The sequence below is a fragment of the Carnimonas nigrificans ATCC BAA-78 genome (assembly GCF_000526695.1).
Classification (GTDB): Bacteria; Pseudomonadota; Gammaproteobacteria; order Pseudomonadales; family Halomonadaceae; genus Carnimonas; species Carnimonas nigrificans.
Map to the genome: position 1 here is coordinate 21,821 of NZ_JAGO01000017.1, position 24,685 is coordinate 46,505.

A 24,685-nucleotide genomic window follows, 5' to 3' on the forward strand; every position below is an offset into this window, starting at 1 on the left:
TCATGTTGGAAGCTACTCACCATCGCTCCCTCCCTCCAGTATTGGGCATCGCCGGTTTTAGCGGGGCGGGCAAGACAACCCTGCTGGAAAAGCTGCTGCCGCTGCTGCGCGAAGCCGGCGAGCACTGCGCGGTAATCAAGCACGCCCACCATGACGTTGATGTCGATACACCCGGCAAGGATAGCTATCGTTTGCGCAAGGCAGGCGCGATACCGATGCTGCTGGCCTCGGCGCAGCGCTATGCAGTGATGGTGGAAACCCCTGAATCGGGCGAGCCGTGCCTGAATGAACTGATCGGGCAACTGCTGCCTCATGCGCCCTCGCTGATTTTGGTGGAAGGCTTCAAGCACGCCGATATCTCTCGTCTGGAAGTGTTTCGGGCCGCGCTTCACAAACCGCTGCTGGCGCTTCACGATAACCGCATTATCGCTATCGCGGCACCTACTGCGGAAGAAGTGGCAGAGCAAGCGCTGTTAACTGCCGCCGATGCGCAGGAAGAAAAGCAGTGCGGGATAAATTCCGCAATTTCACGCTGCTTCGGTGAACGTACGCTATTACCGCTGGATCAGCCTGCACGCATTGCCCAGTGGGTGCTGAACTGGGCCAGCCCGCAGAGAGAGCTGCCGTGATGACCCAACAACGCATGAGCGTACCCGAGGCGCAGCAGGCGCAGCAGGCGCTGCTGGCAGCGATAGGCGCACCGCTGTCAGCGACGACGCAGCAGGTGGTGCTGGCACAGGCGGTTGGGCGGCACTTGGCCCGTGATATCACCGCGCCTCTTGATGTGCCGGAAGCGGATGCATCCGCCATGGATGGTGTCGCCTTTGCTGCACATCTGGCGAATACCGAACAGCCGCTGACCATCGTCGGGCACAGCCACGCAGGGCACCCGTGTACTCAAAGCGTTGCAGCGGATGAAGCCGTCGGGATCGCGACCGGTGCGTGGTTGCCTGAAGGATGCGATAGCGTGATGCCCATAGAAGCGTGCCGCTTCGACAACCATCGCGTCTGGTTGCAGCAGTCCCCGATAGCGGGGCAGCATGTGCGGCGTCGCGCCGAGGTAGTGGCGTGTGGCGAGGTGGTGATCAGTGCTGGCGAGCGCATCGACTTCCGCCATATTGCGATGCTGGCCGCACTGGGCATTGAGCAGGTTGAAGTCGTTCGGCCTGTACGGGTGGCGCTCTTCTCTACCGGCGATGAGCTGAGTGCGGCGTCTGCTACGTCATCCGGCTTGCCGCGGGACCGCGTGCGCTTTGATGCCAACGGGCCGATGCTGGCAGCGCTGCTGGAGCGCTGGGGCGTGCAGGTCATCCTGTGCGGCGTGCTTGAGGATAGCTGTGAGGCGATTGCCGTGCACCTTGATGCAGCGGCGCAGGAGGCGGACCTGCTGATTACCAGCGGCGGCATTTCGCGAGGCCCTCATGACCATGTGCGTGATCTGCTTGCCCAGCAGGGCATCGCTCCGCAGCGCATGGCCCACAAGCCAGGACAAGCGGTCGCCTTTGGACGCTGGCAGCAGACGCCGCTGATCGCGCTGCCAGGGAATCCATTGGCGGCGCTGGGCTGCTGTGTTCAACTGGTCCGGCCCGCACTGGCACATTTCAGCGCCACTATTACCGCCACCACCAGGCTGCCCGCTACGCTGGCGTCTCCAGCCAGCGGTCGTGCTGGACGCAGCGAGCTGCTGCTGGCGCACTACTGGGCGAATGACGCGGGGCAGCTAATGGCGCTACCGCTACCTAAACAGAATTCCCATCAGCTTGATGCACTGTTGCAGGCAAGCTGTCTGATCGAACTTGATGAGCAGACCACCACCTGCGACGCGGGGCATCGGGTGTTGATCCATCCGCTGGTGGCGCTCTCTGGAGATAATCATGCCCGATGAAGCTCTCTCGCATCTGGATGAGCGCGGTCACGCGCATATGGTCGATGTGGGCGACAAGATCGTTACCCAGCGTACCGCGGAGGCTTCCGGCCATGTGCGCATGGCGCCGCATACACTGGCGCTGCTGGCCGATGACGCCATGCCCAAGGGGGATGTGCTGGCGACTGCGCGGATTGCGGGCATTCAGGCGGCCAAGCGTACTTCTGAACTGATTCCGCTGTGCCATCTGCTGGCGCTCTCATCGGTCAAACTCGACTTCGCCCTTGATACAGAATTGCCGGGGGTGCGCATTCGGGCGCGTTGCCGCGTGGCCGGACGCACCGGCGTTGAGATGGAAGCACTGACGGCGGTATCCGTGGCGGCGCTGACGCTGTACGACATGTGCAAGGCGGTCGATAAGGGCATGGTGATTGGCGCTGTTCAGCTTGAACACAAGGAGGGCGGGAAATCCGGTGATTGGCATCGCGAGCCTGCCACCCTTGAAGCTGAACCGCCTGCTGCGCCTGTTGCCCAGCGGGATAGTATCAAGGTGCTGCTGTTTGCGGCGCTGCGCGAAACGCTGGATACCGAGAGTATCGAGGTGCCTTTCACTGAGCTGGCATCGGCGACGCTGAGCGGTTTGAAAGAGGCGCTGATCGCGCGCGATGCCCGTTTCGCGCTACTGCATGAACAGCAGGTGTTAAGCGCGGTAAATCAGCGCATGTGCAAGAGCGATGCACCGCTCAGCCCAGGAGATGAAGTCGGCTTTTTCCCACCGGTGATGGGCGGATGATCTATATCGCCGTACATCCTGAACCGTTCGACGCGGCGCAGATTGAGCAGCGCCTGTTGGCAGGGCGGCATGATATTGGCGCCGTCGTGTCCTTCAAAGGCTGCGTACGCGATTTCAGCGAAGCCTCCAACGTGACCGCCCTCACGCTGGAACATTACCCCGGCATGACCGAACAGATGCTGACAGAGCTGGCGGAACAGGCCAGCGAGCGCTGGTCACTGAGCGGTGTTGCGCTGGTGCATCGGGTGGGCAAATTAGCGGCGGGCGATGGGATTGTGCTGGTGATGACCGCCGCTGCCCATCGCCGCGATGCGTTTGCGGCGTGCGAATTCCTGATTGATCGGCTGAAAACCGCCGCGCCATTCTGGAAAAAAGAGCATGTAGGCGACACCGCGCATTGGGTCGCAGAGCGTCATAGCGATCTCGATGCCAGCCGTCGCTGGGAGGAGTAATCATGGAGCGCGAGGCGAGCGAATCAGCCAGCAGCGAACTGGTGGATACCTTCGGGCGTAAAATTCGCTATTTGCGGCTATCCATTACCGATCGCTGCGATTTCCGCTGCGTATATTGCATGAGCGAGGAGATGAGCTTCCTGCCGCGTCAGCAGCTTCTCTCCATTGAAGAACTGCTGCTGGTCGCACGTCGCTTCGTCGCCCTTGGGGTCGAAAAAATTCGTATTACCGGCGGAGAACCGCTGGTCAGGCAGGGGCTGGCAACCTTGATGCACGGGCTGGGCGCGCTCAAGCAGCACGGTCTTAAGGAACTGGCGATCACGACCAACGGCTCACAGTTGCCGCGTCACGCAGTCATGCTTAAGGAAGCAGGCGTTGATCGCTTGAATATCAGCCTCGATTCACTTAAGCCCGAACGCTTCAGCAAATTGACCCGTACCGGTCGGCTTGAGCAGGTGATCGCCGGTATCGAAGCGGCTCAGGCGGCAGGTTTCACCGCTATCAAGCTCAATGCCGTGGTGCTGCGGGGGCGCAATGACGACGAAGTGCTTGATCTTGTCGAATTTGCCCGTGAACGTAACCTCGACATCAGCTTTATCGAGGAGATGCCGCTTGGTGACGTGTCGGATCATGGCCGCGGAGAAACCTATTTTTCCAGCGATGATGTGCAGGCCGCTATCGAAACCCGCTATCCGCTGTGGCCCACTGCGCAGTCAACGCTTGGGCCGTCGCGCTATTTTCGTATGCACGGCAGCGCCACCCGCGTAGGCTTCATTTCCCCCCATAGCCATAACTTCTGCGCCTCCTGCAATCGTGTTCGCGTAACGGCAGAAGGGCGTTTGCTGCTATGTCTTGGCAATGAGCATTCGAAGGATTTGCGCGCCGTGCTCAGGCGCTACCCCGGCGATGGGCAGCGGCTGGAGCAGAGCATGAAGGAAGCGATGCAGCTGAAACCGTGGCAGCACCACTTCACCACCGACGGCGATGTACAGGTGGTGCGTTTCATGAACATGACCGGCGGTTAGCGTGCTTATGCCGAGCTTATGTCGATATGAGAGAGCCACTTATCGAAATTCTCTTGGCTAGGCTGATACATCCACCATATCAAGATAGACGCGCCCAGCGCGTAGACTGCGATTGGCCAGCCAGTGAGTAAGCCGATCACTCAGCAGAGCGCGCACTTCCCGCAGAGGCAGGGCGTTCAGCGCAGGCAGTTGGTCATCAAGCCAGTCGCCCAGCGCATCCTCATCAATCGCGACACCGGGCGGTGGATCGACAATGGTGCGCCCCACCCGTGACCAGCCGTTGTGATCACTCAGTACTGAAATCACCACGCGCAGCCCGTGCCGGGTATCGCGGCGCACCTCGCGCTGCTGGTTAATCAGACGAGGAGAGAGGCTGAGCTTCTCTACATGCTCAAGGGTATCGCCGGTCCAGCGCAGCCAATCGCCGTCGCTGGGCATTTCCTGACCGCTAATGCCAAGCGCCTGCGCCAGCGCCAGATGCGCCCGCTGGTGTGCCTCGGTGCCATGTACCGGTAGCAGGTAGCGGGGCTTGATCCAGTGATAGAAGGTGCGCAGCTCCTCCTGTGCGGGGTGGCCCGAGGCGTGAAGATCAGGATGGTTGTGTTCATCCATGACCTGAATATTGCGCTGCTTCAGGGCAGCGATCAGCGTCGCGATAGGTTGTTCGTTGCCGGGAATGACCCGCGAAGAGAAGATCACGGTATCGCCTTCTTCCAGCTCCAGATCGCGCATGCGGTTATGGGCCAGACGCGCCAGTGCAGCCCCAGGCTCTCCCTGACTGCCGGTTGCCATCAGCAGTACCTCGTTGGGCGGCAGATAACCGGCATCCTTGAGCGGTACGATGGTAGGCAGCTCTGCCAGATAGCCGCAGCCCTGAGCGATATGCACCATTCGCTGCATGGCGCGTCCGGCCAGCACCAGACGGCGGCCAGTGGCGCGCGCAATAAGCCCCGCCGAGTGAATGCGGGCCAGATTGCTGGCGAAACTGGTGATGACCACTCGGCCAGTCAAGGGCGCAACGGCCTCGTGCAGCGCGCTGAGCACTTCAGCTTCACTGGCGGAGTGACCTGGCTGCATGGCGTTGGTGGAGTCTCCCAGCACCAGATCAATGGCACCCAGCGAGCGAAACAGCGCTTCATTGATCGGCGGGCCAAGCAGTGGCGCAGGGTCGAGCTTCCAGTCACCGGTATGAAGGACGCGATGGCGCCCTGCGCTGATCAGCAGCGCCGAGCTTTCAGGAATCGAATGGGTTACCGGTAGTGGCCGAATATCGAATTCGTCCTGCTCGAATGCCTCGCCCGGCTCGAACACGCGAATCACGCTGGTATCCAGGCCATGCTGGGCGAAGCGATGCGCCAGCAAGTCTGCCGCCAGCGGTGATGCCCATACCGGACAGCCCCAGCGTGGCCACAGCCACACCACCGCACCAATGTGGTCTTCATGACCATGGGTGATAATCAGCGCGTCCGGCGTGATGCCGCGCTCCTTCAAGGCTTGACCATCAGGAATCTGTAGCGGTGAATCCGGCAGGTTCTGATGAATCATCATGCCGCAGTCCACCGCGATCCAGCTATCGTTATAGCCATAAAGCGTAAGGTTCATGCCAATTTCGCCGCATCCCCCCATCACCAGAATATCGAGGGGCGGGCGTTTGCGAGGACGGATGGATACCTGATGGTCGCTCATGGAGTGCCTTATTGCTGTGCGGATGCCCGGGGCGTCAACGTCCTTGTGAACGCAGCCCACCCTTAAGGCGTTGCCTTTACTATACGCAACAGGGGCCTTGGCAGGGAAGGCATGGTCAACGGGCAGGCGCAAAGAGAAGCAAAAAGGCGCCAGCGACGATCTGCCAACAGGTGCTGATCTCCTGGCGACCCAGTGCTGATCGCTTAACATGCACATGAACAGGCGAGAGCAATAGAGGGAAGGCGTGGGGCAGTGCCCACTATCGACGAATGCCTTGAGAGACCAACCGCACGTCGCTACCCACATACACTCGGTTTAGGGGGGCGTTAGGCGGCTGTCCGTCAGAGGGGAGCGCCAAACAGCGCTAGCTGCCTGCTGTGTTCAGCGTCAAGCAGCCTGATGCCAACGCCCACCAGCCGTACCGGACGCTGGCCGCGCTGCCAGGCGCGCTCGAACAGTTCAGTAAAATTGGTAATGGAAGGCAGCATAGCGCTGCTCTCCAGGGTGGTCGTAGTGAAGTCATCGAAACGCAGCTTGATGAAAATCTTGCTGGAAGCAGGAGTGCCGTGACGGTCGATGCGCGCTGCCAGCTTATCGACCATGGGCGTCAGCTCTTGCGCTATGACCTGCGCCGGAGTGAGGTCACGCTCAAAGGTATTTTCGGCACTGATGGATTTGCGCTCGCGGTGTACCTTGACATCGCGGCGGTCGATGCCGCGACTCAGCTCATACAAGCGATGCCCGAACTTGCCGAAGCGATCCACCAGTATCGAAAGAGAGCAGCGGCCAAGTTCAGTACAGTCAGAAATATTCATCTGCTTGAGGCGCTGTGCCGTGGCTGGCCCCACGCCAGGCAATTTATCGACGCCAAGTTCCGCTACAAAGGCATCGACCTGCTCGGGAGTAATCACAAACAGGCCGTCGGGCTTGTGCCAATCGCTGGCGATCTTGGCGAGAAACTTGTTGGGCGCCACGCCAATGGAGACGGTGATACCGGTTCGGCGCAGCACCTCCGCCTTCAGCCATTGGGCCATCCAGGTGCCGCTGCCCTTGAAGCGCTCGACGCCGCTGATATCAAGATAGGCTTCATCGAGTGATAGCGGCTCCACCCACTCGGTCAGCTCCCTGAAAATCGCCATGATTTGGGCGGAGACCTCGCGATAGCGCTCGAAGTCAGGTTTGATCACTGTCAGGTGAGGGCACAGTCGCAGCGCCTGGGCACTCGACATGGCCGAGTGAATGCCAAAGGTGCGGGCAGGGTAGTTGCAGGTTGCAATGACTCCTCTTCCTTCCGCGCTGCCGCCCACGGCAATAGGGATGTCGCGCAATTCAGGATTGTCGCGCATCTCTACGGCAGCGTAGAAGCAGTCACAGTCAGCATGAAGGATCTTTGTCATGGCCTCATGATCTCGCGAGCATGGATGTATGTCCAGTAGTTGCCGCAGGGGCTGGTCGAAGAAGGGTGCTTTGTTATATGCAAAATATATGGTAAAGACAGTACTTGTTAATTGTCTGGCGCTCATGTGCGTTATCACAATGCGCTTATATTGATGGGGACTCTAAAAATACTTCTCCCATTTGAAGATGATGATGTATACTATTTTCCGTTAATGAATAGTGGCTGTTAAGCACGTAACATCCTTGCGTGCGATTACCCACATACATTGTACTGTTACTGTTTATGCAATCCGGTTGGAGTTATAAGAATGTCGTTATTGAGTGATTATCTTCTCAAGGAACAGCAGGTCAAAACGCTGCGTCAGGAACTACAGCGCCTTGAGCGCGACGAGCGCTTGCAGGCTGAGCTTGAATTCAAGAAAAAACTCGAAGACCTGATGGGGGAGTTCGACAAAAACATCTCTGATGTTATCGCTATTGTCGATCCGAAAGGTGATCTTAGCTCATCAGTCAAATCTGCTTCCACCAAGGCAACCAGTGGCACTCGCCGCAAGCGCAAATTGAAGGTGTATCGCAACCCTCACAACGGTGAAGTCATTGAAACGCGCGGCGGCAACCACAAGGTGCTCAAGGCGTGGAAGGAGCAGTACGGTAGCGATACGGTGGAAGGCTGGCTGGAAGAGGGTCAGGCGTAGTCAGGCCACCAGGATCGCGTGAAGCAAGTCGCGCATTCCTATAGCACTTATCAAGTGCCGCACCTATAACCGCTGGCGATCATCGCTGGCGGTTTTTTCGTTTTTCCACTGCTTCTTTCATGCAGGAATGCGCTTGCGCGCATGGTTGATATTCAATAGCCAGCGTGATTAAACCCTCTGATAATGAACAGTTATAGCAACAAGGCCAACCGGCATCATTATAAGGAAAGAGTGCTACTCTGATGCCCGGATAGCGACATGGTTTTCCACATAACATGGATTTAAGGATTAATTGCGGATAATGTTTCAATTTTCTGATCAATTACTTAAGCAATGGCAGCACGCATTGGCCGAGATCGCCTGGCAAGCGGGTAAGGCAATACTGGATATCTACCGGAACAAGGCAGTTATAAACGTCAGCGAGAAAGAGGATCACTCCCCTGTTACCGAGGCGGATATCGCCGCACACCGGATAATCGTCAGCGCTTTAGCGCAGCTTGATCCTGCCTTGCCGATCCTCTCAGAAGAATCTCCCGCCCATGACATCGAGAAAAGGCGGCAGTGGCAGCAATTCTGGCTGGTCGATCCGCTGGATGGCACGCGCGATTTCCTGCGTCGCAATGATGAGTTCACGGTCAATATTGCGCTTATTGAGCGGGGGAAGGTGGTGCTTTCAGTGGTGCTGGCACCAGCGTTGGAGGAGGGCTATACCGCGCGTCGCGGTGAGCAGGCGTGGCGCTTCGAGCCGGGTCGTTATCGTGATAGCCGCCTTGCGATTGCCGCTCGCCCCTGGCGCAGTGAGCATACGCTGCGTATTGCCGAAAGCCGCTCCCATGGCCGCGGCCTTCCTGAAGCCTGGCTGCAGAGGCTGCCGGCACATCAATGTGTCGCCATGGGAAGTTCATTAAAGTTTTGCGCCATTGCGCGTGGCGACGCCGATCTCTACGTGAGGTGCGGCCCGACCAGCGAGTGGGACACCGCAGCGGCCCAGTTTGTGCTGGAGCAGGCAGGCGGCGCAGTCAACGCCCTGGAGGGAACTCGGTTAGGCGCGGCACTCGACTACAACCAGCGTGACACGCTGATTAATCCCTCTTTTGTGGCGTTGGCGCCCGGCGTTAGGGCGCTGTTTGAGACTTGCCACTAGCCGGTATATTGCGCGCAGGCGTGTGCTGTTTGTAATGACCCGCCCGCGACGGCGGCGCGCATAAACCACAGCGGAAGTTTCCTTGTGGCGCGTTGGCATCATCAATGAACAGGCAGTCGCAGCAGCTACAGCGCCGCATGTGTAGCAGATGGCTTTCAAGGAAGCGCAGCAGTGTCCAGGCACGGGTGATCGACAGCAGCGCCTCGCCAGCGGGTGCTGCCTGCCAGTTCAGATAGTGGCGATAGCTGCTCAGCAGCAGTTCAGTACTGCCTTGAAGGGAGAGCGATTCAAGGCAACGGTGATAGTTAAGAAAGACCGACGCATGCATATTGGCACGCCACTGCAAAAACCAATCGGTCGCAAAGGGCAGGGTGCCCTTGGGCAGCGGCCTGCCGGTCATCTCGCGATAGAGGCGAGTGATACGCGCGTAGGGCATGTTCAGGCTGTGCAGAATGACCGCTGGGCGAGCGCCCAGCTCGATCATCTCAATCGCCAGCAGTTGATCGTGGGTCTGCCTGACCAGCGAGGCTCCCGGTCTCTGACTTGAGTCGCTTTCACCGCTTTCCCTCGGTTCGCTGCACGTATTGCCGGTGAGATACAGGGTGCGCTGGGCGTGATAGATCTCCTGATGCCATGGCGTATTGTCGCGCCACTCCAGCAAACGCTCCTGATCGAGGGCAAGCGTGCAAATCAGCCGGTTGGTGCGGCTGATGGCGATTATCTGTTCGATCGGCATCGCAGCAATCAGCTCGGCAAGGGATTCATTCATACCCAACTGGAGCAGCGCCAGAGATTTATCCTTGATAATGAGTTCGCGTGCCAGCATCAGGTAAGCAATATTGTGATCATGGATAGCGCTTGGTTGATCGTCATCAGTGGAGTGTGAAGTCATATCAAAACTGCCAAGGGTAATAACTCAACCATAAAACGGAGTGTGTAATGGCGCGGTTCATGCTCTGGTGCCCCTTCTACCGTCAGGAGAGCGGGGGCTGACCTGACGCGATGGCGCAAAATTTCCATTATGAGGTGCATTGAGCGCCCTCACACGCTTATAGCCAGTATCATCACTGGCTTCCTCTATCATGTCGGCCTTTTTCTTAAAGCTCACGACAGCTTTTATGCCAATGGCTTGTCGTATGGCTTGTTTTAAGTGTTAAGGTGGCGTTTTGCCTTGAAGCGTGCGCGCAATGCATCGCCAATGAAACTGACGAGAGCCTGAAATGGAACTGGTAGCGAAGCCGTTTTTATTTATCCGCCATGGCGAAACCTTCCACAATCGCGCGCGCGTTATTGCCGGCAGCCGGGATGTGCTGTTAACGCCGAAAGGTCAGCAGCAGGCGATCGCGGCCCGCGCTGCGCTGCATCACTGGCAGGGAGAGATCGTTGCGGCCAGTTCACTGCGGCGCGCTGTTCAAACGGCAGAGTTGGCGCTGCCGGCGCAGCGGATCGCCACCTTCGATGGCTTGCGCGAGCGCAACTGGGGGCCTTTGGAGCTTGGCCCGGTGCTGGCCGAGATGCCCTATCTAGATCCGCCCGCGGGGGCAGAGCCGTGGGTGCCGTTTGTCGAACGGGTAGGCACTACGCTCAACCATCTGCTGGAGCGCTATCACCATCCTGTTGTCGTGGCGCATTCAGGAGTATTCAGAGCCATTCGGCAGCTTGTTCATGGTTCTCACCGTGGCGAGAGCGCCCCCAATGCGCTGCCCATTGCCATCCTTCCCCCTGATGCCAGCCATGCTGAGTGGCGCTTTGGAACGCAGATATAAAAGACCAAAAGCGGATGGCGGTTGCGCCAATATCGGCTATTCTTTTTAAAGAAGTGCACGTAATGGTTGATGACGGCATATACCGTCCCCATTGCAGTAAAGGTAGCCCATTCAAGTAACGTACTGGAGAGATCATGACGATTAAAAAAGCAGGTTCAGCGCACTGGAGTGGCTCTATCAAGGAAGGCAAAGGCACTGTCTCTACCGAGAGCGGCGCTTTGAAAGAGAACCCCTATGGCTTTAATACTCGCTTCGAGGGTCAGCCCGGTACCAACCCCGAGGAGCTGCTGGGTGCTGCGCACGCCGCCTGCTTCTCGATGGCATTTTCACTGATGCTGGGCAACGCTGGGTATACCGCTGACAGCATTGATACCAAGGCTGAAGTCTCTCTCGATCAGGATGGCGATGGTTTCACCGTATCGGGCGTTCATCTGATTACTGAAGCCGCCATTCCCGGCATTGCCCAGGATGAGTTCGATTCCATCATCAACTCTGCCAAGGAAGGCTGCCCGGTCTCCAAGCTGTATGACACCGAAATTACCCTCAGCGCAACGCTGAAAGGCTAATCGGGCAGGGTAGTCGTTCTGGTGTAACAGCACCGTTTACTACCAGCAACAAAGGAGGCGATAGCACATGCTACCGCCTCCTTTTTAGTGCCTGACTTCTTGCTACCTGACTGCTTATGACCCACGGCGCGGCTCGCGTGATGGCTACATCGAGTAGTGTGCCAGCGTACTGCCGTCAGATTGCCTGAAGTCTCTAGGCGTGGGTCATGGCTTCGCCGATCTGCTGCATCAGGGTGTCGGCCTTGTCGAGCTGCTCCAGCTCAAGATATTCATCCGGCTTATGGGCTACGGCAATATTTCCCGGGCCGCAGATCACCGCACTGAATCCGGCGCGCTGGAACTGGCCCGCTTCAGTGGCGAAAGCCACGGCGCCCGTGGTGCCGTTCTCCAGCATCGGCAGGATAAACCTGAGCGCGGGCGCATCATCCAGACTGTTGAGGCCCGGCACTGTTTCCACCACCTGGGTAGTGGTGATGGATACCGAGGGCGCGCGGGTGCGTAAGTCGGCTTCCAGCTCCGAGGCGTAGGATTGAAAACGCTCGAATACGGTATCGAAGCCATATTCGGGCAGGTCACGAATTTCCCATTCGAAGGCGCATTGACCCGCCATGATGTTGACGGCGGTGCCCCCTTTGATGGTACCTACATGGAGGGTGGAGTAGGGCACGTTATAGGCAGGATTGAGGGCGTCACCGCCGCTTAGCTCCTCCATGATGGCGTCAATTTTGCTGATAAGCTTGCCCGCGACATGAATCGCTGATACGCCGTCAGGAATCTGGCTGGAGTGCGCTTCCAGCCCGGTGACGCGGGTCATCAGATCGGTGATGCCCTTCTGGCGATTGATCGCTTGCAGCATGGTGGGCTCGCCGATAATTGCAATGGCGGGGCGATCGCTGCGCGCTGCCAAACGTTCGATCATGCGGGGAGCGCCCACACAGCCGATCTCTTCGTCATAGGAGAGTGCCAAGAGAATCGGGCGTTGCAGCGGCAACTGACGCCATGTCGGCACCTGCGCCAGACAGCAGGCGATAAACCCTTTCATGTCTGCGGTGCCGCGTCCGTAGAGGCGCCCCTCGCGTTCGGTGACCGTAAAGGGATCGCTGCTCCACTGCTGCCCCTCCACGGGCACCACATCGGTGTGGCCCGACAGTACCACGCCACCTTCCACATCAGGGCCGATGCGTACCAGCAGGTTGGTTTTACTGCCGTCGTCATTGGGAATCCGTTCTGTGGTCAAGGGCTGACCGGGCGTCGCGGCAAGTTCGGCAAGGACGGTATCGACGTAATCAATCAGGGCCAGGTTGCTGTTGCTGGAGACGGTATTGAAGCTCACCAGCTGTTCAAGCCATGCACGGCTGGAAGAAGGGTAGCTAGCGGTGCTGCTCGACATGAGAATTCCTTCTGATGGATGGAAGAATGAATGGAAGATAAGATCGGAATAGGCCGCTGGTGAGTGTAATGTATTGCGCTTAATTAGCCAAAAGCACTATATATTTTTTGTTTTTTTGGTATGCTTGGCAATTCCTGCTCAAAAGCGTTACCCCTGCTGGAGCCTGGGTGCTGGCCTACAGAGCCTGAAATGTACCTGAATACCTTGATTCACCACTGGGCGATCCCCGTTGAGTGCCAGTATATCGAGGTTTATGTGCGCCGTGGTCGGCTATATCAGTGTTGCTGATAATAGCGGCCGAGCGCGTGGTTTGTATCTTTGGTGTTCCGTGAGCCTTCAATGACCGAGTTAGCTGCCAGCAGTCGTTCCTTCTCCGATGAATCTCCCGATCAGCGGCGTCCGCTGGGTGCCTCCGATGTGCGCATTCTGGCGCTTTCAGCGCTGGGTGGGGCGCTGGAATTCTACGATTTCGTCATCTTCGTGTTTTTTGCTGCCGTGATGGGGGGGCTGTTCTTCCCCGCCGAACTGCCCGAGTGGATGCGTCTGGTGCAAACCTTTGGCATTTTCGCTGCCGGCTATCTGGCCCGCCCCCTCGGCGGCATCGTCATGGCGCATTTCGGCGATATTCTGGGGCGTAAACGCATGTTTATGCTCAGTATTCTGCTGATGGCGCTGCCCACGCTGGTGATTGGCCTGCTGCCTACCTATGCCACCATCGGGGTGGCCGCGCCGCTGCTGCTGCTGCTGATGCGTCTCTGTCAGGGTGCCGCCATCGGTGGGGAAGCGCCAGGGGCCTGGGTCTTTGTTACCGAACATGTGCCGCAGCGTCATACCGGTCTTGCCTGCGCTTCCCTCACCATGGGGCTGGTGGCGGGTATCCTGATCGGATCGCTGGTGGCGTCAGCGCTGACCCATGTCTACAGCGATGCAGAGCTGATGGCGTGGGCGTGGCGCATTCCCTTCCTGCTGGGTGGTGTATTTGGCCTTGTGACTCTCTATCTGCGTCGCTATCTGCACGAGACGCCGGTATTTGCCGAGATGCAGAAGAACAAGGCCGCTTCTGAGGCGCAGGAGATGCCGGTCAAGCAGGTACTGAGGGAACACCGCGGCAGTGTCATCCTGTCGATGCTGGTGACCTGGATTCTCACCGGCGCGGTAGTGGTGGGGCTACTGATGATGCCGACCCTGCTACAGATGTCGTTTGGTCTTGAACGCAGTGCCAGCCTGGCCGTCAACAGTATAGCCATCGCCCTGACCGCACTTGGCTGCGTAGCGGCCGGTTGGCTGGCGGACCGCATCGGTTTTGGCAAGGCGCTGGTATGCTTCGGACTCGGTTTTGGGGCGAGCTTTGGAGTGATGGGCATCGCGCTGCACCACAGTATGGCGTGGCTCTATCCTGCCTATGCCGTGGCAGGTTTCTTTGGTGGTATTACGGGGCTGGTGCCGGGCGTTATGGTGCGTGCCTTTCCGGCGCAGGTGCGCTTCTCTGGTGTGTCGTTCTCCTACAATCTGGCCTATGCGGTGTTTGGCGGCCTGACTCCGCTGGTTATCTCGCTGCTGGTCGCGCAGTGGGATTACACTCCGACCCTCTATATAGCGCTGCTGGGCCTGCTGGCGTGCGTGCTGGGTGTGTGGCTGAATATCCGCGAAGCGCGTCAGCGTCGCTAACGGCGCAAGGCTTACCAAGAAGAAGCACTGGAAGTAGAACTGAAAGAAGCACTGAAAAGCAGCAAAGGCGGGCAGCTCTGGAACATGAGCTGCCCGTTTTGCATTGGATGTGTAGTGGCACCTCGGCGCGCTCAGCGCTCTTTCCGCCTCGGCACTGCGGATTCACGCCTGCTCAGGTAGACTGTAGCGATTTCTCCCTTCGGCCCGGTAAGTGCTCATGTTCAGTGTCATTCATGCCAATCATATTGAGGATCTGCGCGACCTGGCGCTGTCGCTGGCTGAACGTCATCCGCTGCCGCCCTTGACCGCCGAGACCTTCCTGGTGCAGTCGGCGGGCATGGGGCAGTGGCTCAAGCTGGAAATTGCCGAACGCTCCGGTATTGCCGCCGCGCTTGAGTTTGAACTGCCTTCCAGTTTTATCTGGAAGGCGTATCGCGCGGTGCTGGGGGACGATATTCCACGCCGCTCTCCATTCGAGCGCAAGGCGCTGGTGTGGCGCTTGATGGCGCTGCTGCCAACTCTGCTGGATGAGCCGCAGTTTGCGCCGCTGGCCGATTATCTGCGCGATGAGCGTAGCGCTCCTGAGGCGGTGACTGACCTGCCCAGCGACGCCACGCCAGAAGCGCGGCATCTCTACCAATTGGCCGAGTGTCTGGCGGCGCTGTTTGACCAGTATCTGGTCTACCGTCCTGACTGGATGGCCCGTTGGAGCGCAGGCGAAAGTGCCGCGCAGCTAGGCTTGCCGAGCACTCAGGCGTGGCAGCCGGCGCTATGGCAGCGGCTGTTGGCGGCAGCCGATGAAAGTGAGCAGCCGTTGCAGCGCGCCGCCTTGCAGGAGCGCTTTCTGGCACGCCTCAAGCAGCTCGATCATGCACCGGCTGGGCTGCCGCCACGGCTCTTTGTCTTTGGCATTTCATCCTTGCCGCTGGCGGTGATTGAGGCGCTGCACGGTCTGGCGCGCCATATTGATGTGATGCTGCTGCTCACCAACCCATGCCGCTTTTACTGGGGCGATGTGGTCAGTGAGCGTGAAGCCTTGCGCGAGCAGGCGCGGGCGCTGCGTCGCCACCCTGAACGGCCTGAGTTGAGCGGACTTGACCCTACCGAGCTGCATCTGCGTGCCAATCCGCTGCTCGCGGGGTGGGGGGCGCAGGGGCGTGATTTCATTCAGGCACTTTATGACATCGAACAGCACAGCCCGCAGGATGCCGAAGCCGATATCTTCCGCGACTGGATAACGCCCGATGAAACGCCGTCGCTGCTGCGCCAGCTTCAGCAGGATGTGCTCGATCTGCGCCATCCGCTGGAACATGCCGAGGAGGAAGGGAAATGCAGCGTCGCGCCGGAAGATGATTCGATCCAGCTCGTCACCGCCTATTCAGCGCTGCGCGAAGTCGAGATTCTCAACGATAAGCTGCTCGCCGCCTTCAGTGCAGATCCTGAACTGAAGCCGCGTGATGTTATCGTGCAGGTGCCGGATATTGATCGCTACGCGCCTTTTATCGAAGCGGTATTTGGGCGCTATGACACGAATGATCCGCGCTATATTCCGTTCACGATTACCGATCGTCGCGCCACCCGCGCTGATCCTCTGCTGGCGACCCTGCTGGAACTGCTCGATTTGCCCGAGCGGCGCGTCACCATTGGCGAAATGCTCGATTGGCTCGATATTCCCGCGCTGCGTCGGCGTTTCGGTATTGCCGCCAATGAGCTGGCGCTGCTGACGCGCTGGGTGGAGCAGAGCGGTATTCGCTGGGGCCTGTCGGAAGCGCATCGTGCGCAGCTCAAGCTGCCGCCGCTTGCTGCCAATAGCTGGCGGTTCGGGGCACGGCGTATGCTGCTGGGCTATGCGATGGGCGATACCTTGCCCGCGTCGGACGCTGGCTTTGATGAGATCGAGCCTTACGATGAAGTCAGTGGGCTTGATGCTGCGCTGGCGGGGCGGCTGTTGCAGTTGGTCGATACTCTGGAGCAGGCGGCGCGTGAGCTGAGCGAGCCGCGCAGCGTGGCGCAGTGGAGCGAGCGTATCGAGGCGCTGACCGAGGAGCTGGTGCTGCCCGATAGCGATGCCGAGCACGATAGTGTCGGGCGCTTGCTAGGAGCCATTGCGCAGTGGAGCGATAGCTGTGATGCCGCAGCCTTCGAGGGGCCGCTGCCGCTCTCCGTGGTGCGCGAAGCGATCGCTGCGCAGCTTGATGAAAGTGGCCTGTCGCCGCGCTTTCTGGCTGGGCGGGTGAACTTCGCAACGCTGATGCCGATGCGTGCGATTCCTTTCAGCCATCTCTATCTGCTCGGCATGAACGATGGCGAATATCCGCGGCCGCGGGTGGAACTGGATTTCGATCTGATGGCCGCCTATCCGCGCGGCGGCGACCGTTCGCGGCGCGATGATGACCGCTATTTGATGCTCGATGCGCTGTTGGCAGCAAGAAAGAAACTGGTGATTAGCTATGTGGGGCACGATCAGCGCAGCAATCTGCCGCGCCCGCCCTCGGTGCTGGTCAGCGAGCTGCTGGATACCATTGCCCAGGGCTGGTGTCTGGCCGGTGACGAGCAGAGCGATGAGCAGACGCAGCGGCAGCATCTGGAGGCGCATCTGTATGAAGAGCATCCGCTTCAGCCCTTCTCGCTGACATATTTCAGCAATGCTCAGCCTCAAGGGCAGGAAGGAAAGAAGGCGCTCTTCAGCTACGACGACCAGTGGCAGCCGCAGCCGGTGGCAGCGCCTTCTTCCGCAGTGTCCAGCGTCGCGCCGCCGCCGGTGGAGATAACGCTGCCGATGCTGAAAACGCTGCTGCGCGAGCCGTGTTCGGTATGTCTGAAGGAGCGTCTGGGGGCGCGGGCGATCACTCCCGAAGAGCTGGCCCCCGACGCTGAGCCGTTCGACTTCGATGGGCTGGCCCAGCACCACTTCAAGCGTAAGCTGCTCGATGCCCTGCTGGCTGGGCAACCGCTGGCACAGAGCGCCACTCGCTTGCAGCACGCTGGGCAATTACCGGCGCTGGGATTTGGCGATGCGCTGCTGGCCGAGCAGCTTCCCGTGGTGGAGAAGCAGTGGCAGAAGTGGGGTGAAGCGACGGCTGAATTGCCGGATTTCGTCACTTTGAGCCTGGCGGTCAACATGGGCGATACCAGCATTAGCGGGCGGCTCGACAACCTGGTCGATCACGGCGATTACGCTGAACTATGGCGGCTTGAGGCGGGCGTTTACGGCACCTTGAAAGCTGACCGTAGCGGGCGGCTGACGCATCTGGGCAAGCCGCATCGACTGTACCTTTTGCATCTCGAACAGTTACTGGCCGCTGCTGCACTGGGCAAACCCGTGGCGCTGCAAGGGCTGTTTGAAGATCGCCAACTGAGTTTGCCGAGCGTTTCAGCTTCGCAGGCGCGCCAGCTGCTGAGCCACTACCTTGAGTGCTATCGCGCAGCCTGGGCAGAGCCGATGCCCGCGCTGGCCGAGCTGTCGCTGGAGTGGCTGGCGGGCGAAGGCGATGAGAACGTGCGCGATACGCTGCGCCAGCGCTATGAAGAAGGTGGCGCGTACAGCCCCGCGCTACGTGAGCGCTACCCGCAGCTGGGCGATCGCTGGCCGCAGTTTGTGGCACTGGAGGCCGCCGGTTTCGAGAGCGCCAGTCAGCACCTCTATCAGCCGCTGTTTGAGCTGCTTCATGCGCTCTTGCCCGGTGGCGACACCCAATCCCAAAGGAGTCATTCATGAGCACAGCCTATCCGGGCAGCCCCCCCCAACGAGCGTACCCCGCACGCCTGGTGGTGGGTATTTCAGGGGCTTCGGGCGCCATCTATGGGATTCGATTGCTAATGCTTCTGCGCGAAAGCGACATCGAAACGCATCTGGTGATGTCACCTTCTGCGCGACTGACCATTGCGCTGGAGACCGACTACTCGGTGAAGCAGGTGGAGGCGCTGGCCGATGTGGTGTATCCCAGCGCCGATATTGGCGCGGCCATCTCCAGCGGCTCCTTCCGCACGCTGGGAATGATTGTGGCACCCTGTTCGATACGCTCGATGTCGGAAATTGCCGCAGGTACAACCGCGTCGCTACTGACGCGGGCCGCTGATGTGGTGCTCAAGGAGCGCCGACGGCTGGTGCTGATGGTGCGGGAAACGCCGCTGCACCTGAACCATTTGCGCCACATGAGCGAACTGACCGAAATGGGCGCTATTGTGGCACCGCCGGTGCCCGCCTTTTATGCTCGCCCTGAGTCGATCGAGCAGATGGTGGATCATTCGTTGGGGCGCGTGCTCGATCTGTTTGATATTGAGGTGGGGGCCGTGAAGCGCTGGCGTGAAGCCACTGAACAGGAATCTCGCCGCGATGACTGAGCAGCGCCTTGATATTGCCACGCTACCGCTGACGGGGCGGCGCTTGATTGAGGCGAGTGCCGGCACTGGCAAAACCTTCACCATTGCCGCGCTTTATGTGCGGCTGGTGCTGGGCCATGGCGAACTGGTGTCGCTGACGCCGGAGCAGATTCTAGTGGTGACCTTCACTCGTGCGGCAACCGAAGAGCTGCGCGAGCGGATTCGGCGGCGTCTGCGGGAAGCGCGCGATATGCTGCTGGGACGTGCCGAAGGCGACGCTATCCTGGCGGGCCTGCTGTGTGACTACGACGAGGAGCAGCGCCGTCTCAAGGCGCTCCAGCTCGATAGTGCGGTGCGCATGATGGATGACGCCGCCATCTTTACCATTCACGGCTTTTGCCAACGAATGCTGAAACGCCACGCCTTCGATAGCGGTGCCCGTTTCAATGTCGAGTTAACCTCCAACGGTGATGCGCTGCTGCAGCAGGCCGTCGAGGACTACTGGCGACGCCACTACTATCCGCTGGATGTTGAAGCGCAGCGTCTGATTTTCGAGCAGTTCGAGTGTCCGGCAGCGCTCGCCGAGCGGGTGCGCATTGCGCTGAACGCAGATGTGGAAGGGCGCTTGCTGGAGGGTGATACGCTGCTGGAAGTGCCCGCCAGTGCTGAAGGAGCGTTGGCAGCGACACGGGAAGTGTTGGCCCAGCTTGAGAAGTTGACCCAACGAGTACGCGATAACTTCGGTGGTGCCGCCATTGAGGCGCTGAATGAAAGCGCTCACAGCAAGGCGTTCAACGCGACGCGCATCAAGCCGGACGCGCTGCAAGAGCGTATCGCATTGCTGGAACAGTGGTGCGCTGGCGGGGCGACCACGCTGCCCACGACGCTTCTGGATAGCAAAGGTAGCGCGTGGCTGGGGCAACAGCGCCTCGATGCCTCGGTCAAGAAGGGCTTTCAAGCACCCCAACATGCGCTGTTTGAAGCTCTGGACGCGCTGGCCGAGGCGCAGCAGCGGGTGCCTGACCCGGCGCCCGCGTTGATTAGCCACGCCCTACAGGTCATCAGTGACGACATTAGCGCGACCAAAAGGCGCGCTGGTACGCTGGATTTCGGTGATCTGCTCAGTGAACTCGATAATGCGTTGCAGGGGGCCCAGGGCGCGCGTCTGGCGGCGAGTATTCGTCATGAATTGCCGATTGCCCTGATTGATGAATTTCAGGACACCGATGCCCGCCAGTACCGCATTTTCAACATCATATATGCGCGTTCGGACGACACGCCCGCTACAGGGCTGCTGCTGATCGGCGACCCCAAGCAGGCCATCTACGCCTTCCGCAATGCCGATCTGGCCACCTATCTGAACGCGCGCGACAGCGCCGATGCAGGCTACACGCTGGATCGCAACTTCCGCTCTACCAACGGTATGGTGTCCGCCGTTAATGCGCTCTTTGCCCACAATCCCAACGCCTTCATGGAGAAGAAGCTGCACTTTGCACCGAGTGCCGCACAAGGGCGGGCGCAGCAGTTAATGGTGGCGGGGCAGCCTGAGCCTGCGTTGAGCTGGTGGCTGCCCGAGAGCAGTGAAAGCATGAGCAAGAGCGACTATCAGCGCGTCATGAGTACGGCGGTGCGGGCGGATATTCAGCGTTTGCTGGAAGGTGGCGCAGCGGGGCAGATCGGCTTCGGCAATGAAGAGGGCGTGGAGCAGCCGCTACAGGCGCACCACATCGCGGTGCTGGTGCGTACCGGTCGTGAGGCGCAGCTGGTGCGCGACGCGCTGGAAGCGGGCAACATCAAGAGCGTTTATCTAAGCCAGCGGCAGTCGGTGTTCGAAAGTCATGAAGCCTGGTGGCTGCTGCAACTGCTGGAAGCGGTCGGTCAGCCGCGCCGCGAAAGCAGCCTGCGCGCCGCTCTGGCAAGTCGCCTGCTCAGCGATGATCTCAGTGAAGTAGAGCAACTGGTAGCAGATGAGCGTCGCTGGGAAGCGATGGTGGAACGCTTTGAAGGCTATCAGCGCGATTGGCGTTATATCGGCGTGCTGGCGATGGTGCGGCGCGTCATGCTGGATTTCGCGGTGGGGGCGCGGCTGCTGGCGAGTGCCAGTGGTGAGCGTAGCCTGACCAATCTGCTGCATCTGGCCGAACTTGCGCAAACCGCCAGCCATCTGCTGGATGGTGAACAGGCGCTGCTTCGCTGGCTGCATCGTGCGCTGGATGGGCGCTTCGAGGAGGGCATGGACCCCGATAGCCTGACCCAGCGGCTGGAGAGCGACGAACAACTGGTGCGGGTGGTGACCATTCACGGCTCCAAGGGGCTGGAATATCCGGTGGTCTATGTACCTTTCCCGTGCGACTACCGGGAGCAGGATCGGCGCTCGCCCGCTCAGTTGGTGCAGCATCCACGCTATGGCCGCGCGATCAGTCTGGCGGTGAATGAGGAGCAGCGCGAATGGGCAGAGGAAGCACGCCACGCTGAGGATGTGCGACTGCTGTATGTGGCATTGACGCGCGCGAGCTACGCCTGCCGAGTGGGCGTGGCGCCGCTTTACAAGGGGCGCAAGCGCAAGGAGGACGCCGCTGATGCGACCACCATCGGGAAGAGTGCGTTGGGATGGCTGCTCAAGTCAGGCCCCGAGGATGCGCTGAGCGGTACGCGCTTGCGCGAGGTGCTCAAGCAGCTCGCCGCATACAGTGACATGTGCATTTTGCCGCCGCCTGAGGCACCTGGCACGCCCCTTGCCGATCAGCTTGCCGCCCCGCCCGAGCGACGTGCGCGCCCCTTCGAAGGCCATATCGACCGGCGCTGGTGGATCGCTTCCTACTCGGTATTGACCAGCGATACCCAAACGCTGGGTGCCGATCCTCCGAGTGCCGAAGAGGCGGCGCTTGATCTTGAAGTTGCCACCGAACGCACCCCGGTGCCTGCACCGCCGCTGGGTAAAATCAACGACTTCCCTCGCGGCCCGCGGGCAGGCACCTTCCTGCACGGTATTTTGGGCGCGATTGATTTCAATCGTATCGGTGAATTTGACTATTCCCATGAACTGGAAGCGATGATCGAACGGCGTCTGGCGCGGTCAGGTTTTGATGATGGCTGGCAGACTCCCTTGTGCGAATGGCTGAAGAACCTGCTTGATGCGCCTTTGATGGAAGAAGATGCCCCCACTAACAGCGCGCTGCGGCTGGCCGCGCTCGGCGAGCAACAGGCTGCTGGAAGCCCAGCATCATGGGCCATTGAGCTGGAGTTCTGGCTGCCGGTGGCTAATGCCTCAGCGCAGGCGGTGGATCACCTGATTCGACATCATCAGCCCCTCGCGCGCAGCAGTGATTATCCAGCGCTGGCACCGCGTCAGTTGCATGGCATGCTGCGCGGCTTCATTGATCTGGTGTTTAGCTGGCAGGGGCACTGGTATCTTCTCGACTGGAAATCCAACTATCTGGGCGAGCGGGGCGAAGAGTACGCGCAGGCGCAATTGGCTGCCGCCATGCTCGATCACCGTTACGATGTACAGTACGTGCTTTACGTGCTGGCACTGCATCGCCACCTGGCGCAGCGCCTTCCCGATTACTCCTACCAGCGTGATATGGGCGGCGTCTTCTATCTGTTTTTGCGCGGTGTCGATACGGCACGGCCGGGGCAGGGGATCTTCCACGCGCGTCCGCCGCTTGAGCTGATCGAGGCGCTGGACAACATGCTGCAAGGCGAAGCTGTCACCCTGCCTCAGCAGGAGGCTCAATGAACGAGCAATCATCGCAACTGTCGCTGCTTGATGAAGATGCACCCGCCTCCGCAGCGGTACGTCATAGCACTATCTCCCTGAGCGAGGTATTCGATGCCTGGCGTGAACTCGGCTGGCTGCGACCGCTGGATGTCTACTTTGCTCACTTTGTGGTGGGGGATCGGATTACCGAACATCCAGCGCTTGCTCTCGCCGCTGCACTGGTCAGCCATCAGTTGGGGCGTGGTCACGTATGTCTTGATCTGGCCCGTACGCTGGCTGACCCTGCCAGTGTGCTATCGCTGCCGCCACAGGATGGCAGACGGACTGACACCCACGCCATTGATGCGCGTGCGCTGCTGCGTGGATTGGGCTTGTCGTCGGTAGAGACGTGGCTGGCGCTTCTCAGCGCGGCACCGCAGGTGGCGAATGCGCGTCAGCTTGAGTCGAAAGAAGCGGCACCTGCGCCCATGGTGGTGGATGGTCAGCGCCTCTATCTTTACCGTAGCTGGCGCGCCGAAGGCGATGTGGCTGCCTCGCTGGTCAGCCGCATGGGGGCGTTACCACCTGCTGATGAGCAGTTGGGCGAGCTGCTGGCGACATATTTTCCGCACAGCATGGCACCGCAGGATGGCACACCCGACTGGCAGAAGGTGGCGGTAGCGCTGGCCGCCACGCAGCGGCTGGCAGTCATTTCCGGTGGCCCCGGCACCGGTAAAACTACCACCGTAATCAAGCTGCTCGCGGTATTGCAGCGTCAGGCGCTCAACCAGCAAGGGCGGCCTTTGCGTATTCGGCTGGCGGCTCCCACGGGCAAGGCCGCGGCTCGGCTGAGTGATTCGATTTCCGGTGCGCTACAGCGCATTGTGACCGACGACGAGCTGAAAAGTGCGATTCCCTGTGAGGCCACCACCCTGCACCGTTTGCTGGGGGCGTTACCAGACACGCGCCGTTTTCGTCACAATGAGCAGCAGCCGCTACCGCTCGATATGCTGGTCGTGGATGAAGCCTCAATGATTGACCTCGACATGATGCGCTCCCTGCTCGCGGCGCTGCCGAGTGACGCGCGTCTGGTGCTGTTGGGGGATCGCGACCAGTTGGCGTCCGTCGAAGCAGGGGCGGTACTCGGAGAGCTGTGCAGCGAGTCGGCGGGCTTCTCAGCGCCCATGCACGCACGGCTAGAACAGCTTGGCGGCACAGCGCTGCCGCAGCGTTCGCCCCATTCCCCGCTGGCGGATAACGTGACCATGCTGGAGCGCAGCTATCGCTTCGATCACAACAGCGGTATCGGTGCCCTGGCAAGGGCGGTCAACAATGGGGATCGCGCAGCGGTAAACGCGTGCTGGGAAGCGGGCTATGCAGACATCGCGCGGGTGGATTTGACGCAGCAGGGCGATGGGCAATTGACCGAGCTGGCAGTAGACGGCTATCGCCACTATCTGGAACCACTGGCGCAGCTTGATCCGCTGGAGGCGCTGCAACGGTTGGGCGAGTTTCAACTGCTGTGCGCGCTGCGGCGCGGCAGATGGGGTGTTGAAGGGCTTAACGACACCATTGCCCAGGCGCTTAAACGCCGCCACCTGATTAGCCATACCCGCGGCTGGTTTGCCGGACGCCCCGTGATGGTCACCCGTAATGATCCGCGCCTCGGTCTGTACAATGGCGATATTGGCCTGACGCTACCCGACCCTGATGACGCCTCCCGACTGCGCGTATTTTTTGCTGCACCTGATCGGGAAGAAGGGGTACGCAGTCTTGCCCCAGGGCGTCTGACCTCCGTAGAAACCTGCTTCGCCATGACCGTACACAAGTCGCAAGGCTCAGAATTCAGTCGTGTAATGCTGGTATTTCCCGAGCAGCCTAATCCGATTCTTACCCGTGAACTTTTGTATACCGGCATTACCCGCGCCCGTCATCACTGTACGATAGCATCCGCCGCCCCCACACTGATCGAAAGCGCCACCCAGCAACGTATCTGGCGCGATGCCAACCTGCGTGAGCGGATTTCGCGTTTGCAGGGGTAGGGGAGTCTTATTAAGAAGGAGATTCTGGAATTTGCGCAGGACTTCACTGTTGGCGTGTTTGCAAACATTGGCCTATTGATGTCGAAGGGGAGCTTGCAGGCCCCCTTCACCCCCGCTGTCGTCAGGCGCGTCAGACCATCCGTTTGCAAAAACGCGCTGCAAGCGGATGATCC

General features: G+C 59.9%; 18 protein-coding genes. 14 read left to right on the forward strand and 4 right to left on the reverse strand.

Annotation, left to right across the window (positions count from 1 at the left end; translation table 11 throughout):
- Nucleotides 1–2: 2 nt before the first annotated feature.
- Genes mobB through moaA form a run of 5 tightly spaced genes read left to right on the forward strand, consistent with a single transcriptional unit; the run spans nucleotide 3 to nucleotide 4,134 of the window.
- Complete coding sequence (mobB, locus tag L881_RS0111750; RefSeq protein WP_034579659.1) at nucleotides 3–629, forward strand: molybdopterin-guanine dinucleotide biosynthesis protein B; 627 nt, start codon at nucleotides 3–5, stop codon at nucleotides 627–629.
- On the forward strand, nucleotides 629–1,885 hold the full coding sequence (locus L881_RS13270; protein WP_025733890.1) for a molybdopterin molybdotransferase MoeA: 1,257 nt from the start codon (nucleotides 629–631) through the stop codon (nucleotides 1,883–1,885). Before mobB ends, L881_RS13270 begins: the two co-directional genes overlap by 1 nt.
- Nucleotides 1,875–2,657: a cyclic pyranopterin monophosphate synthase MoaC gene (moaC, locus tag L881_RS0111760; protein ID WP_025733891.1), complete on the forward strand. Its 783-nt coding sequence runs from the start codon at nucleotides 1,875–1,877 to the stop codon at nucleotides 2,655–2,657. Before L881_RS13270 ends, moaC begins: the two co-directional genes overlap by 11 nt.
- Nucleotides 2,654–3,109, forward strand: a complete 456-nt coding sequence (locus L881_RS0111765; protein WP_025733892.1) for a molybdenum cofactor biosynthesis protein MoaE — start codon at nucleotides 2,654–2,656, stop codon at nucleotides 3,107–3,109. Before moaC ends, L881_RS0111765 begins: the two co-directional genes overlap by 4 nt.
- 2 nt (nucleotides 3,110–3,111) lie before the next feature.
- A complete protein-coding gene (gene moaA / locus L881_RS0111770) occupies nucleotides 3,112–4,134 on the forward strand; it encodes a GTP 3',8-cyclase MoaA (protein ID WP_025733893.1) in 1,023 nt (340 codons plus the stop codon).
- 57 nt (nucleotides 4,135–4,191) lie between these two features.
- Here moaA and L881_RS0111775 read toward each other — a convergent pair whose 3' ends face one another.
- Together L881_RS0111775 and dinB are read right to left on the reverse strand one after the other, a co-directional pair.
- Nucleotides 4,192–5,820, reverse strand: coding sequence for a ribonuclease J (locus L881_RS0111775; protein WP_051464888.1), 1,629 nt, complete (start codon nucleotides 5,818–5,820; stop codon nucleotides 4,192–4,194).
- A gap of 341 nt (nucleotides 5,821–6,161) precedes the next feature.
- Nucleotides 6,162–7,217, reverse strand: a complete 1,056-nt coding sequence (gene dinB, locus L881_RS0111780; RefSeq protein WP_025733895.1) for a DNA polymerase IV — start codon at nucleotides 7,215–7,217, stop codon at nucleotides 6,162–6,164.
- Nucleotides 7,218–7,526: 309 nt separating this feature from the next.
- Here dinB and L881_RS0111785 point away from each other — a divergent pair, with 309 nt between their 5' ends.
- Complete coding sequence (locus L881_RS0111785; RefSeq protein WP_025733896.1) at nucleotides 7,527–7,913, forward strand: histone-like nucleoid-structuring protein, MvaT/MvaU family; 387 nt, start codon at nucleotides 7,527–7,529, stop codon at nucleotides 7,911–7,913.
- 301 nt (nucleotides 7,914–8,214) lie between these two features.
- Nucleotides 8,215–9,057, forward strand: a complete 843-nt coding sequence (cysQ, locus tag L881_RS0111790; protein ID WP_025733897.1) for a 3'(2'),5'-bisphosphate nucleotidase CysQ — start codon at nucleotides 8,215–8,217, stop codon at nucleotides 9,055–9,057.
- Here cysQ and L881_RS13485 read toward each other — a convergent pair.
- Nucleotides 9,029–9,949: a FlhC family transcriptional regulator gene (locus tag L881_RS13485; RefSeq protein WP_025733898.1), complete on the reverse strand. Its 921-nt coding sequence runs from the start codon at nucleotides 9,947–9,949 to the stop codon at nucleotides 9,029–9,031. The two genes, cysQ and L881_RS13485, sit on opposite strands and share 29 nt — an antisense overlap.
- Before the next feature lie 328 nt (nucleotides 9,950–10,277).
- On the opposite strand from L881_RS13485, the gene L881_RS13490 reads away from it, so the two are divergent.
- Nucleotides 10,278–10,823: a histidine phosphatase family protein gene (locus L881_RS13490; protein ID WP_025733899.1), complete on the forward strand. Its 546-nt coding sequence runs from the start codon at nucleotides 10,278–10,280 to the stop codon at nucleotides 10,821–10,823.
- Between the two features lie 134 nt (nucleotides 10,824–10,957).
- On the forward strand, nucleotides 10,958–11,389 hold the full coding sequence (locus L881_RS0111805; RefSeq protein WP_025733900.1) for an OsmC family protein: 432 nt from the start codon (nucleotides 10,958–10,960) through the stop codon (nucleotides 11,387–11,389).
- Between the two features lie 193 nt (nucleotides 11,390–11,582).
- Here the strand turns inward: L881_RS0111805 and argE are convergent, their stop codons facing one another.
- A complete protein-coding gene (gene argE / locus L881_RS0111810) occupies nucleotides 11,583–12,779 on the reverse strand; it encodes an acetylornithine deacetylase (protein ID WP_025733901.1) in 1,197 nt (398 codons plus the stop codon).
- Between the two features lie 339 nt (nucleotides 12,780–13,118).
- On the opposite strand from argE, the gene L881_RS0111815 reads away from it, so the two are divergent.
- From L881_RS0111815 to recD, 5 genes are all read left to right on the forward strand, one after another.
- Nucleotides 13,119–14,447, forward strand: coding sequence for an MFS transporter (locus L881_RS0111815; RefSeq protein WP_025733902.1), 1,329 nt, complete (start codon nucleotides 13,119–13,121; stop codon nucleotides 14,445–14,447).
- Between the two features lie 217 nt (nucleotides 14,448–14,664).
- Nucleotides 14,665–18,165, forward strand: a complete 3,501-nt coding sequence (gene recC / locus L881_RS0111820; protein ID WP_051464889.1) for an exodeoxyribonuclease V subunit gamma — start codon at nucleotides 14,665–14,667, stop codon at nucleotides 18,163–18,165.
- Nucleotides 18,162–18,791, forward strand: a complete 630-nt coding sequence (locus tag L881_RS0111825) for a UbiX family flavin prenyltransferase (RefSeq protein ID WP_025733904.1) — start codon at nucleotides 18,162–18,164, stop codon at nucleotides 18,789–18,791. Before recC ends, L881_RS0111825 begins: the two co-directional genes overlap by 4 nt.
- Entirely contained in the window at nucleotides 18,784–22,509 is a 3,726-nt protein-coding gene (gene recB / locus L881_RS0111830; RefSeq protein WP_025733905.1) for an exodeoxyribonuclease V subunit beta, read from the forward strand. The genes L881_RS0111825 and recB overlap by 8 nt, the downstream gene beginning before the upstream one ends.
- Nucleotides 22,506–24,512 carry an exodeoxyribonuclease V subunit alpha gene (gene recD / locus L881_RS0111835; RefSeq protein ID WP_025733906.1) on the forward strand — a complete coding sequence of 669 codons (2,007 nt, stop codon included), beginning with the start codon at nucleotides 22,506–22,508 and terminating at the stop codon, nucleotides 24,510–24,512. The genes recB and recD overlap by 4 nt, the downstream gene beginning before the upstream one ends.
- Nucleotides 24,513–24,685 lie beyond the last annotated feature (173 nt).